We start from the raw sequence: 12,786 nt of genomic DNA, 5'->3' as shown, positions 1-12,786 counted from the left end.
AATCACCCTTCTAGCTCAATCTTGGTCAGAACATCGCGTAGCACCGGACCATATTCATATTTCGCTGGGCAAACGTAGGTACATAAACCTAAATCTTCTTCGTCCAACTCTAAACAGCCCAATTCTTGTGATGAGTCAGTGTCTCCAGCAAGGAGATCGCGCAATAAATGAGTGACCATGATATCGAGAGGCATGACTCGCTCGTAGTTACCAATTGGCACCATCGAACGCTCGCCACCGTTCATTGTCGTTGTAAAATTAAAACGTTTATTTTTCAGGAAATGCCCGATTGTGGTACGAGTAATCGTAAATTTATTAACACCAGGCATAATCCAGCCAAATAACTCTTTATTGCGACCTTCGGCTAACACTGAGACTTGATTATGAAAACGACCAAGATAGTGATGGGTATCATCGCATGTCACGCCCCAAAGGACTGAACCGGAAATAATACGATTTTCACCCGCTTTAAGCTGACCTTGTGTTAATTCATATAAATCAGCACCTAGGCGAGTACGCAGAAGACGAGGTTTTTCAACTTGTGGCCCTGCTAATGAAATCACGCGGTCTGTGTATAGGTGACCCGTAACAAATAGCTTACCAATAGCAATAACGTCTTGGTAATTAAGGCTCCAAACTTTTTTCTTAATACTCACAGGTTCTAAGAAATGAATATGAGTTCCCGCTAAACCAGCAGGATGCGGCCCTGCAAACTGAGTATAAGAAATTTGGTTGTGTGCCGTATTCTTCGGTAAGTCTCCCTCTCCATGACACACATGGATTTTACCTTCTGTTAAACGACTTAGAACCAAAAGCCCATCGTTAAATGCTTGTTCTTGCTCTTTAATAATTAAAACAGGATCCGCTGCAAGTGGGTTAGTATCCATTGCAGTGACAAAAATAGCGATAGGTGAAGAACCCGGTTGTGGTGAACGGCTAAATGGACGCGTTCTTAAAGATGTCCACAGACCCGATTTGATCAAGTTATCTTCGACTTGTTGTTGCGTTAATGTTGATAGCTCATCACGAGTATAAGCTGCAAATGTTTCTTGTTCATCACCATCAATTTCGATGACAACAGATTGAAGCACACGACGCTCACCACGATGAATAGCAACAATTTTACCGCAGGCTGGGCTTGTAAATAAAACCCCTGGGTTCTTTTTATCTTCAAAAAGAACCTGTCCTTTAACTACACGCTCACCTTCTTTAACCAGCATCGAAGGACGCATTCCGACATATTCCTCACCTAGCACAGCTACGTGTTGAATTTTCGGGCCGTCTTCTATCACTTGGGCTGGCTCACCTGCGATAGGAAGGTTGAGGCCTTTTTTAATTTTAATCATAAGATCTGCACAAGTTTATCAGTTAAACCCTAAGCTAACGATTCAGCAATGAATGATAGCGACTCATTAAATAAAAAATAGCTCAAGTAATCGTCATCACTTAAGCAGGTATTCTCACATAATTGTTACTAAATTTTATCTTCTGCCACCCACAATTTTATCAGTTCCCACTCTCTATGTCCGGCTATAGAAGTGACATAGTTCAAGCAAATTGCATTAATATTTAAATTTTTCTGTTAACAATTCGGTATTATCGATATTTAAGCTCATATTTATCGATCATTGTTTATTATTTACACAATAAAGGTTCATTTAAAAACTATTAACAAACTATATTAATTTTCGATTTACTCGTCTAGAATGCATAAAATATGTACTCTTTTTGTTCAAAAACATTTTCTTGATATGGCTTAAATATGAAATTAAGTAAATTTTTTAGTGCAATTTTTTTATTTGTACTCATATATTCTCCTGCTATTCAGGCAAGTAACTATTCATTTCTACTTAATAATAACGTATCGGATAGCTCAAACTCATCCATTTTTATTCAAATATTTAAGCAAGAAGGTTTATTAGAACTCTACCAAAAAACACCATCAGGAAAATATAAACTGTCGAAAACTTACCCAATTTGTAAGTTTTCAGGAGGGCTAGGTCCCAAAAAAATTGAAGGCGACCTGAAAAGTCCAGAAGGATTTTATCAAATTACAGCGGAACAGCTCAATCCTAATAGTCGGTATTACCGATCTATCAATATTGGTTTTCCTAATGAGTTTGATAAAGCGCAAGGCTATAGCGGTAGCTATCTTATGATCCACGGCAGTTGCGTTTCGGTGGGATGTTATGCCATGACCGATAAATATATGGGTGAGATTTACCAAACAGTAGAAACGGCCTTACTCAGCGGGCAGTCAGTCATTAATGTCAACATTTACCCATTTAAAATGACAAATGAAAATATGCTGCGCTACCGTAATTCCAGCCATTATGCCTTCTGGAAGCAGCTACAACCCGCTTACGAGTATTTCAACCGCACAGGAAGGCCTGCCGAGGTGTCGGTCGCTTTAGGTAAATATGCGGTTATTGACCAAGCTGATACCCCAACAAAATTGTTAGGGTCTAAATCACAATATGCGCTCACCAAGATAGAATAAGACGAAATTACCAGGGTCAATTCGCTGCCAGTTTTCGTTACCCGTTAGTGGTTGCGTTGCGATAACAGAGACCACATCAGTGGGGGTCGTGCACTGCTCAAAATCGATTTCAATATCTTGGTCAAGTAATTTTGCTTTACCAAACGGTGCCTTACGCGTTAACCAATGTAAATTCGTCGAGCTAAAGGCCATCATATATTGCCCATCAGACAGCAACATATTAAATACCCCTTTATGACGTAATTGGTCAGCTAATGTCGCAATAAAACGGAACACGCTTTTCCAATTCGATGGCCTGCGTGGGTATTTTTCACTGAGTTGATGAAGTATCCAACAAAATGCCCATTCGCTATCAGTTTCACCTATTGGGCAATAACGTCCAGTTTTCAGTGTACGATACCCCTTTAACTGCCCATTATGTGCATAAGTCCAATTACGTCCCCATAGCTCACGAGTAAAGGGGTGAGTATTTGCTAACGACACATCCCCCCGATTTGCTTGGCGAATATGCGCAACAACACTTTCTGATTTAATCGGGTATTCCTGCACAAAACGAGCGACAGGTGATAAAAAACTGGGTTGAGGATCTTTAAATGTGCGACACCCGAGCCCCTCATAAAAGGTAATTCCCCAACCATCTTTATGTGGGCCTGTTTGGCCCCCTCGGGAAATTAACCCACTTAGGCTAAACGAAATATCGGTTGGAACATTGGCACTCATGCCAAGTAACTCGCACATTTAAAAGCTCCTGATCAATAATAACGTTACTTCACCATCTCTTTTTCGATTAACTGAATTAAGATATGAATAACTTTAATATGAATTTCTTGGATACGGTCGGCATACCCAAAGTGTGGAACACGAATTTCAATATCCGCGGTTCCAGCCATTCTCCCGCCATCTTTACCTGTTAGCGTGATGACTTTCATACCTTTTTCACGCGCAGCGGCAATCGCTTTAATAATGTTTCCTGAATTACCTGAGGTAGAAATTCCGAGTAAAACATCACCTTTCATGCCAACAGCTTCGATAAAGCGCGAAAAAACAAACTCATAGCCGAAGTCATTACTCACACAAGATAAATGACTCACATCTGAAATAGCAATCGCAGGATAACCTGGGCGGTTTTCGCGGTAACGCCCTGTTAATTCTTCAGCAAAATGCATTGCATCACAGTGAGAGCCCCCATTACCACAAGATAATACTTTGCCACCTGCTTTAAAAGAGTCAGCAAGTAGAACGGCAGCCTGTTGGATAGCATTAATATTGGCATCATCGCTAAGGAAATTCGATAACGTCTCGGCCGCTTCAGTCAGCTCGCCGCGGATTAAGTCTTGATACATGAGATTTCCTCTTAATTAAGAATACGTTACAGAAATTACGATTAATTTACATCCAAATTATCCTAAAAGAAAAATGGCGTTCCATGGCAAAACTCAGATAGATATCAGTAATTAATCTTTAATAGTCAGATTGTTGCACAGGGATAATTTTGTTTCTACTTTTGATTGTGCTGTCATGACCCTATCGACAAAATTCACCGTATCTCATAACCAATAACCTGACTTTTCATAAAACAAATAAGACTAATTACTACGATAATTTCCTTTATATGACGTTTTTGTGAGCTAAGTTGTAATTAAGATGTAAATACATTGCTAATCCTTTATTAATAGGTATAGATTAAAGCAACAAACAGGTCAGACCTCTTACAAGTGGACAGGAGCTTAACTATGATCCTTCTCAGCATTGTGTTATTTCTCGCCTTAATCGGCGTACTTTGTTACCACAAAACCTCTTTAGTTTTTAGCTCAATATTATTATTGGCCTATACCGCGGTTATGGGGGTCATCAATATTTGGAGCTACTGGATGTTACTGCCAGTTGCCTTGGTTTTATTTCCTTTTGTCTTCACTCCCGTACGTCAATCGCTTTTCTCTATCCGCGCGATGAAAATGTTCCAAAGAGTCATGCCGCCAATGTCAAGTACAGAAAAAGAAGCCATTGACGCTGGAACAACGTGGTGGGAAGGTGACCTTTTCCGTGGTGCTCCAGATTGGAATAAACTGCATAACTACCCAAAACCACAATTAACCGCAGAAGAACAAGCTTTTATGGATGGGCCCGTTGAAACTGTTTGTGGTATGGTCAATGACTTCGAAGTTAGCCATGAACTTGCGGATCTTCCTCCTGAAGTGTGGCAATACCTACGTGATCACCGTTTCTTCGCTATGATCATCAAAAAAGAATATGGTGGCCTTGAGTTTTCTGCTTATGCACAGTCTCAAGTTCTACAAAAACTCGCTGGCGTATCCGGTATTCTTGCTATCACTGTTGGTGTTCCAAATTCATTAGGCCCTGGCGAACTACTACAGCATTATGGGACTGACGAACAAAAACAACGCTATTTACCAGGCTTAGCGACGGGTGAAGAAATTCCATGTTTTGCATTAACGAGCCCTGAAGCAGGCTCAGATGCTGGTGCAATCCCAGATTCAGGTGTCGTTTGTATGGGAGAATGGCAAGGTGAGCAAGTATTAGGAATGCGTTTAACATGGAACAAACGCTATATTACCTTAGCACCAATTGCCACTGTACTAGGTCTCGCATTCAAACTTTCAGACCCTGATAAACTCTTAGGTGGCGAGAAAAACCTTGGTATCACCTGTGCGTTAATTCCAACTAATACCTCAGGTGTTGAAATTGGTCACCGCCACTTCCCACTAAATATTCCATTTATGAATGGTCCTACACGTGGAAAAGATATTTTTGTTCCAATCGATTACATTATTGGTGGGCCAAAAATGGCTGGCCAAGGTTGGAGAATGTTGGTTGAGTGCCTTTCAGTGGGTCGTGGCATTACATTGCCATCGAACTCAACAGGTAGCTTGAAGAGTATCGCTATCGCGACAGGAGCTTACTCTTATATTCGTCGCCAATTCAAATTACCCATTGGTAAAATGGAAGGTATTGAAGAGCCGCTAGCGCGCATCGCGGGTAATACCTATCTAATGGATGCAGCAGCAACTCTCATCACCTCTGGAATTATGTTAGGTGAGAAACCTGCCGTTTTATCCGCTATTGTTAAATACCACTGTACACACCGTGGCCAGCGCGCCATTATTGATGCCATGGATATTACGGGTGGTAAAGGAATCTGTCTTGGGGATTCAAACTTTGTTGCCAGAGCCTATCAAGGCGCACCTATCGCCATTACAGTTGAAGGGGCAAATATCCTAACCCGCAGTATGATCATCTTCGGTCAAGGCGCTATCCGTTGCCATCCTTTTGTATTAGAAGAAATGGCCGCAGCGCAGGACAATAACTTACATAAATTCGATAAAGCCGTATTTGGGCATATTGGACATGTGGTTAGTAACCAATTCCGTAGCTTCTGGCTTGGTTTAACCAATGGCCGTGGAAGTCATGCACCAACCAAAGATGAAACACGTCGTTACTATCAAATGCTAAACCGCCAAAGTGCCAACTTAGCATTGCTATCCGATGTTGCCATGGGTGTGTTAGGCGGTAGCTTGAAACGCCGTGAACGTATCTCTGCTCGTTTAGGGGATATTTTAAGCCACTTGTATCTCGCATCTGCAACCTTAAAACGTTATGAAGATGAAGGTCGCCAGAAAGCAGACTTACCATTAGTGAAATGGGCGGTTGAAGATTGTTTATATCAATCAGAAAAAGCGATGGATGACCTCCTGAAAAACTTCCCTAACAAATTGGTTGCCGGGATCATGCGCATCACACTGTTCCCTACTGGCCGTGCGATGTCGACACCATCAGACCGACTAGACCATAAACTGGCTCAAATTCTGATGGAGCCATCAGAAACACGCGACAGATTGGGCCGTGGGCAGTATTTAACACCTACGGAAAACAACCCTCATGGCTTAGTTAACCAAGCCTTGCTGGATATCATTGCCGCTGAACCTATTTTCGAACGTATTTGCCGCTTAAAAGAGCGTAAGCTCAGCTTTACTCGCTTAGATAAGCTTGCTGACCAACTACTTCCTGAAAACGTAATTACGCAAGAAGAAGCTGATATCTTGCGTAAAGCAGAAGCAAGCCGGTTACGGACGATTAACGTCGATGAGTTTGAGTTTGATGATTTGGGTGTACTTCCGACAAAAAAGTCACCAGATGAACCTTCAAATGAAGAAACTAGTAAGAAAAAGAAAGCGGCTTAATTAATTATTAAGTTTATTAAGTAATAAAAAAACTCAAGGAGTTATTCGCCCCTTGAGTTTTTTATTAGTGCAAATTATACATCAATTTTCTACGTACTCGGGGAGTTTGCTCGTTGTTTAGCCTCTAATATATAAGGTCGTAATTTAATTTTATTATCCCAGTCACCTAGCTTAAATTGACAAATCTCCCCACCTTCATTTGCGCAAATTGTTAGATACTCTTTTGCTTTGTCTATTTTTCCAAATTCGTAAAAATAGATTTCAGAGGCAGCCTCTAACGCTAATAGACGGTAATAACCTTTAGTTTCTATCAACCTCTCCCAATATTTTATTGACTGCTCCAAATCAATCTCCACACCAACTCCGTGATTATTAAAGTAAGCTAATCGGTATAAACCCAGCTGAAAATTAGGATCAATCATTACAGCTTTATTTAAATATTCTAAACCAATTAAACAATTTTCATCTGCAATTCGCTTTAAATTGACTAGACTTTTTTCAGAACAGGTCGAATCATCAAAATATAATAAAAATAAAAGATAATGGGTTTTGGCGTCACCTTCATCTACTTTATTTTTGAGTAGATAAAATTTCTCTGCTGTCTCAATTGGTGTCATGGCCTGAAAAAAATTTTTCTCTTCTTCATGCTTCATATTATTAGTAGAAAAAGCAAGCATCCTATACGACGGAGGTTTCACGTCACTACTTTGTAAAAAATTTTCACTGTATGAATATGAATCATATCCACTGAGAATAAAAACTAGCACAACCAATAACCATTTCATATTAACCCATTAAATACGCGATCGTTATTTGATTTTAAAAATGGTAGTGTATTTTTCATTGTAGTCATTAATACATTATTTAAGCTTATAGATGACTCACTATTAAATAATGAAATCAACTCTGCTAGTTGATTTTCAGGATGAGCTATATCTTTTTGTTTAAACCACACATCAACAATATCTGTTTTTTTTCCATCAATCCAAGTTACCTCTGATATTAATTTATGTTGATTACTATTTTCATCCACATAATCAGAAAATGAATAACTTAAGCTTATTGATGAAATACCGGCCTTACTCAAACCTAATAATTCTTCAGACTGCGTTTTACCATCACTGTTTTTATCTCGCCATAACTTAAGATATTCCCAGTGAAAATCATCATTACTAACAAATCCATCATTATTGCTATCAAAATCCATTAAGCCATCAAAACCATTTAATGCAAAACAACCATTTTCTTTCAGATAATCATCCCCAAATAACTCACTAGAATCATTAATAATTCCATCACTATTTTTATCCATCACCAATAATGCATCACTGGGAGAAACCCATCCGGTTTTTTTTAGCTCTCCATTAAATTTAAATAGCACACCAAAATCATATGGTAAAGTTTCCACTCCATTATTATTTAAGTCAATAATTAAAGGTGTTTTATAGTCCTTTGCTATTTCCTTTATTTTCTTTAAATTTTTCTTTGGTGTTCCTGCTAATTTAATACCATTGACACCAGACTTTTCAAGAAAATCACTCACGAAGTCAATACAATTATTTGATATCAAGTTATAATTCTCATTACCATCCAAATTATTTTTGATTGAATTATATGTCTTAAATAAATTATTTAAATCATTATCAAACACAGGTCCTTGTCCCACAATTGTCAAAGATGATGCTTCTGAATACTTATTATGATCATCGAATGAAATATTATCCGTATTGGTCAAAAAACTATTACCAGCACTAAAACCTATAGATACGCTTTCAAATTGGTTACTTTCCGGATTTGTGCCTTTAAGACCAATAAACACATGACCAAAAGAAGAATCCCCTATATTTGTATTATCACCTACAACATCTATATATTGGCTATCCGGCGGAGAAACAAATATAGTAAAGCTAGGTCCTCCATAGTTAGAGAAACCATTATCATCTAATTCAAACAATCGACTATCACCTTCATTTACGCTTTGTAAATAATGTTCTGGTATATATTCTTTAACATCCATACATCCCCCCCTTTTATCTCTATTAATTTCTCATATAGTTATCTATATCATTGAGATATTTTTTACATTTTTCGCTACCATTTTTAGCACCAATATCTGCATAATATCTAGATTTATCAATATTTTTTATATTTCCATCATCATCAAAAAGAGTAATTTCAACTAAGTAATCACAGACTAATACAGAATCTCTCCCTCCTTTTTTTATTATTTTATCTAGAATTAGATTTGCTTTATTTTCATTTTCATTCAATACAACCCCTTTATGATAAAGTTTACTCATTTCAAATAACGCCATATTATTATCAGGATTTATATTAACTGATTCAATTAAGTAATTAACAGCTTTTTTGCAGATGAAATTAGGTATCGACGGTTTAAAATCAAAATACTTGCAATTAGAATCCTTAAGGAATAATTTAAATAATAATAAATTACTATTTGAATCTCCTGATGCAGCCTTTTCAACTAACAAAAAGAAATCTTTTTCATTTCTTGGTGGTGGGTACTCATCACTAATAGATGGTTCATATATTAAATACTTACTATCATAATTAAATGATAACATCCTATATGATGGCATAATGATATCTCTTTTAAAATCATTAGCTTTACACTCTAAAAAGGCTAAGCCAAGTATAAAAATCATCAATTTCATATTATTCTCATTTAAATAAAATCAATCATTAGAAGAAAATAAATTTATTTTTACATATAAAAAAGTATTGTAAATAACCTAAAAGAGTAGTTTTAACCTTAATTAAAAACAAAAAAATCCAGCCATTTATTTAATAGCTGGATCCATTAATTTTTTGAGGAATTATTTAAATTACAACTCCAACGCCAATAATTCCTCTATCGTTTGGCGACGGCGAATCAATTGTGGTTTGCCATTCACAAACATCACTTCGGGTAATAATGGGCGGCTATTGTAGTTTGATGACATGGATGCACCATAAGCGCCAGTGTCATGAAAAACCAGAAAATCGCCAACTTTCACCTCGGGTAAAGCGCGGGTTACCACTAAACCGCCCTCTAACTGGGTAAATACATCTCCTGATTCACACAGAGGGCCAGCGACAATAGTGTCTTTTAGTTGAGCCCCATCAACGTTACGTCCATCCGTGGGTAATACTGAAATATGGTGATAGCTGCCATACATCGCTGGGCGCATTAGGTCATTAAAACCACTGTCTACAAGCACATAGTGGCGGCTACCCATATCTTTAACGGCTCGCACTTCAGCTAACAATACGCCTGATTCCGCAACCAAATATCGGCCAGGTTCTATTTCAAGTTCAATTTTGTGCCCTAAGTGTTGTTCGATACGTTGGCGAGCGTTATCCCATAAGCTGTAATAATGCTGCACATCGATTAATTCATCACCTTCACGATAAGGGGTTGATAACCCACCACCTGCTGAAATGGCATGAAGGTCAACCCCTGCGGTTGTGACTAGCGCCACCATAGAATCACACACATCGGCAAGATGTTGATAGTCAACCCCAGAACCAATATGCATATGAATACCAACCAATGACAAATTATAATGGCGAATTTTTTCTAACGCTAAAGATAAGTCTTCATGCCAAATACCGTGCTTACTATTTTCGCCGCCAGTATTAGTTTTTTGGCTATGACCGTGACCAAAACCAGGGTTGATACGCAGCCAAACAGGATGGCCAGCTTTTTGCTCGCCAATTTGTTCAAGCATATCAATCGAGCCAGCATTCACAGGGATATCTAACTCAGTGACTTTCGCTAATGTCGCTCTATCGAGCACATCCGCTGTAAAGACGATTTCTGAGTTTTCACGCCCAGGCTGGAACCCTGCCACCAGCGCACGTTCAATCTCCCCTAAGGAAACGGAATCGACTTTAACGCCTTGCTGTTTCATTAAGCACAGGATATGAATATTCGAGCACGCTTTTTGTGCAAAGCGCACGGTATCAAAAACTTGTAATTGCTTGATACGCTCAATGATCACCGCGCTATCATAAACCCAAACAGGGCTACCATACTGCTCAGGTAATGCGCGTAAATACTCAGGGGTTAAATATTGGCTTGTTGTCGTTGCGAATGAAGTCATTGTCTTTCTCGTTTGCAAGTTTTTATTATATTAAAAGCTATTATTCAAAGAATAATACGGGAAAAAAAATATCTATTTTGCTAAAGTCTATTCACATTTGATATGGAATTTATTAAGGACGCTCTATGCAAGCCATTTCATGGCGGCACATCGAAATATTCCGTGCAGTAATGACGACCCCTAACCTAACGGAAGCCGCTGCGCTGCTAAACACCTCACAGCCGACTATCAGCCGTGAACTTGCTCGCTTAGAATACCTTTTACAGTTTAAGTTATTCGATAGAGTCAAAGGGCGGTTACAACCTACAGCACAAGGTTTACGGTTTCTTGAAGAGGTTGAACGCTCCTATTATGGTTTAGAACGCATTAAAAATTCAGCGGAAACCATCCGGCGTTTCGAACATGCGCAAATATCGATAACCTGCCTACCGGCTTTCGCCCAATCTTTATTACCTCAGGTTTGCCAATCGTTTATGGAAAATTACCCTGATGTCAGCATCACGGTGATCCCACAAGAGTCCCCTGTATTAGAGGAATGGTTGTCAGCCCAACGTTACGATTTCGGCTTAACAGAGCATCTACAAATGCCACCAGGAACTGAACAACAAACACTAGGAAGTTTAAATGAAGTGTGTGTCTTACCGGCGAGCCACCCTTTAACCCAAAAAGAAGTGTTAACACCCAGCGATTTTCAAGGCCAACGTTTTATTAGCCTGTCATTAACTGACAGCTACCGTCAGTTGATTGACTCAACCTTTGCGGAACACCACGTCGAACGAAAAATGGTCATGGAAACGCATTCGGCATCATCCATTTGCGCTATGGCACTAAAAGGGATTGGAGTTTCTATTGTTAACCCGTTAACTGCATTAGATTTCCATCAACAATCAGCTGGGAAGTTAGCTCTACGCCCACTCAGTTTTTCGATTCCTTTTACTGTTAGTTTAATAAGGCCAATTCACCGCCCTTCATCACAATTGACCAATATTTTTACTCAACATTTAGAGGATAACTTTAATCAAATAAGAACTCAGCTAACTTCCGCGCTGTTGCATCAATAGGTGCCAATGAGGTGAAGTTTCAAACCAATTAGCGAGATAATCAATCACCACCCTCAGGGCGGTTGGCATTTTTTGGCGGCTAGTATACACAGCGTAAATACCTAGTGGCATTGGAGTATATTCAGGTAATAACTGAACTAACTCACCCGAAGCCAAATGATTAGCAACTGAATAATAAGGTTGCATAGAGATACCCGCCCCCTGCAATGTTGCTTCAGCGAGAAATACGGATTCGTTAGCACTTAAGCGCCCATCAACTAACACACTATGCTGCATGCCTGCTTTTTCAAATACCCATAAGCTACGACCAAAAAAATTGTAGGTTAAGCAATCAAGCAAAACTAAATCCTCTGGCTTTTCAGGCTGTTTTTTTCCTTTTAAAAAGTCAGGTGAAGCACAAATGACAGAATGGCAAGTTGACAAGGGTTTTGCGATTAAACTCGGTTCCAGTTGATTCGTGATACGGATTGCCAAATCAATTCGTTCTTCTATCAAATTAACCGATTTATTCGATATTTGCATATCAATAGCCATATTCGGGTAAAGTTTCATAAACTCAGAAATAGCCACAGAAAGCGCACTTTGGGCGATTGATTGTGAACAACTAATACGCACTAAACCAGATAATACTTTTGCATCAAGCTCTTGCTGCACAGGCACCATTTGGGAAATCGCATTAAGTTGCAAAGATTGTTGATATACACCTTCTCCTGCGGAAGTTAAACTTAATTTCCGCGTAGTGCGATTTAATAAACGTACCCCCGCCCATTGTTCCATTTCTGACAAATAGCGTGTCACCATCGCTCTAGACATATCCAGTTTTTCTGCGGCTCCACTTAGGCTGCCTTGTTCAATGATAGTAATAAATACCTCAGCCGCTTTTAATCTATCCATACCATTCTCATTTGACCGAATTATGC

The 12,786-nt window shown here is 38.9% G+C and carries 11 protein-coding genes; 3 read left to right on the top strand and 8 right to left on the bottom strand.

Features of this window, described 5'->3' with window-relative positions; translation table 11 throughout:
* Nucleotides 1-2: 2 nt before the first annotated feature.
* Nucleotides 3-1,346: a Na(+)-translocating NADH-quinone reductase subunit A gene (locus P3L40_RS05030; protein ID WP_004264753.1), complete on the bottom strand. Its 1,344-nt coding sequence runs from the start codon at nt 1,344-1,346 to the stop codon at nt 3-5.
* A 416-nt stretch (nt 1,347-1,762) separates the two neighbouring features.
* Between P3L40_RS05030 and P3L40_RS05025 the strand changes: the two genes are divergently transcribed.
* The gene (locus P3L40_RS05025; protein ID WP_094962038.1) at nt 1,763-2,500 is read left to right on the top strand and encodes a murein L,D-transpeptidase family protein; all 738 of its coding nucleotides are present in this window, start codon (nt 1,763-1,765) and stop codon (nt 2,498-2,500) included.
* Here P3L40_RS05025 and P3L40_RS05020 read toward each other — a convergent pair.
* Together P3L40_RS05020 and lpcA are read right to left on the bottom strand one after the other, a co-directional pair.
* A complete protein-coding gene (locus P3L40_RS05020) occupies nt 2,471-3,238 on the bottom strand; it encodes a class II glutamine amidotransferase (RefSeq protein ID WP_004264748.1) in 768 nt (255 codons plus the stop codon). The two genes, P3L40_RS05025 and P3L40_RS05020, sit on opposite strands and share 30 nt — an antisense overlap.
* A gap of 26 nt (nt 3,239-3,264) precedes the next feature.
* On the bottom strand, nt 3,265-3,843 hold the full coding sequence (gene lpcA / locus P3L40_RS05015; RefSeq protein ID WP_136134832.1) for a D-sedoheptulose 7-phosphate isomerase: 579 nt from the start codon (nt 3,841-3,843) through the stop codon (nt 3,265-3,267).
* 390 nt (nt 3,844-4,233) lie between these two features.
* Here lpcA and fadE point away from each other — a divergent pair, with 390 nt between their 5' ends.
* Nucleotides 4,234-6,699: an acyl-CoA dehydrogenase FadE gene (gene fadE, locus P3L40_RS05010; protein WP_210852689.1), complete on the top strand. Its 2,466-nt coding sequence runs from the start codon at nt 4,234-4,236 to the stop codon at nt 6,697-6,699.
* Between the two features lie 89 nt (nt 6,700-6,788).
* Here fadE and P3L40_RS05005 read toward each other — a convergent pair whose 3' ends face one another.
* The 4 genes from P3L40_RS05005 to lysA form a co-directional block, all read right to left on the bottom strand.
* A complete protein-coding gene (locus tag P3L40_RS05005; protein ID WP_004264740.1) occupies nt 6,789-7,484 on the bottom strand; it encodes a hypothetical protein in 696 nt (231 codons plus the stop codon).
* Nucleotides 7,481-8,716, bottom strand: a complete 1,236-nt coding sequence (locus P3L40_RS05000; protein ID WP_136134829.1) for a hypothetical protein — start codon at nt 8,714-8,716, stop codon at nt 7,481-7,483. The genes P3L40_RS05005 and P3L40_RS05000 overlap by 4 nt, the downstream gene beginning before the upstream one ends.
* 22 nt (nt 8,717-8,738) lie before the next feature.
* The gene (locus P3L40_RS04995; RefSeq protein ID WP_004264733.1) at nt 8,739-9,374 is read right to left on the bottom strand and encodes a hypothetical protein; all 636 of its coding nucleotides are present in this window, start codon (nt 9,372-9,374) and stop codon (nt 8,739-8,741) included.
* A gap of 171 nt (nt 9,375-9,545) precedes the next feature.
* Nucleotides 9,546-10,805: a diaminopimelate decarboxylase gene (lysA, locus tag P3L40_RS04990; protein WP_210852692.1), complete on the bottom strand. Its 1,260-nt coding sequence runs from the start codon at nt 10,803-10,805 to the stop codon at nt 9,546-9,548.
* Nucleotides 10,806-10,930: 125 nt separating this feature from the next.
* Between lysA and P3L40_RS04985 the strand changes: the two genes are divergently transcribed.
* Nucleotides 10,931-11,866, top strand: a complete 936-nt coding sequence (locus P3L40_RS04985) for a LysR family transcriptional regulator (RefSeq protein WP_004264729.1) — start codon at nt 10,931-10,933, stop codon at nt 11,864-11,866.
* Here the strand turns inward: P3L40_RS04985 and P3L40_RS04980 are convergent.
* On the bottom strand, nt 11,840-12,760 hold the full coding sequence (locus P3L40_RS04980) for a LysR family transcriptional regulator (RefSeq protein ID WP_210852694.1): 921 nt from the start codon (nt 12,758-12,760) through the stop codon (nt 11,840-11,842). The genes P3L40_RS04985 and P3L40_RS04980 overlap by 27 nt on opposite strands.
* Between the last annotated feature and the right edge of the window lie 26 nt (nt 12,761-12,786).

It is taken from the genome of Providencia sp. PROV040 (assembly GCF_032706145.1).
In the GTDB taxonomy this organism is placed as follows: Bacteria; Pseudomonadota; Gammaproteobacteria; order Enterobacterales; family Enterobacteriaceae; genus Providencia; species Providencia hangzhouensis.
This window is presented reverse-complemented; position numbering and strand designations above follow the sequence as displayed.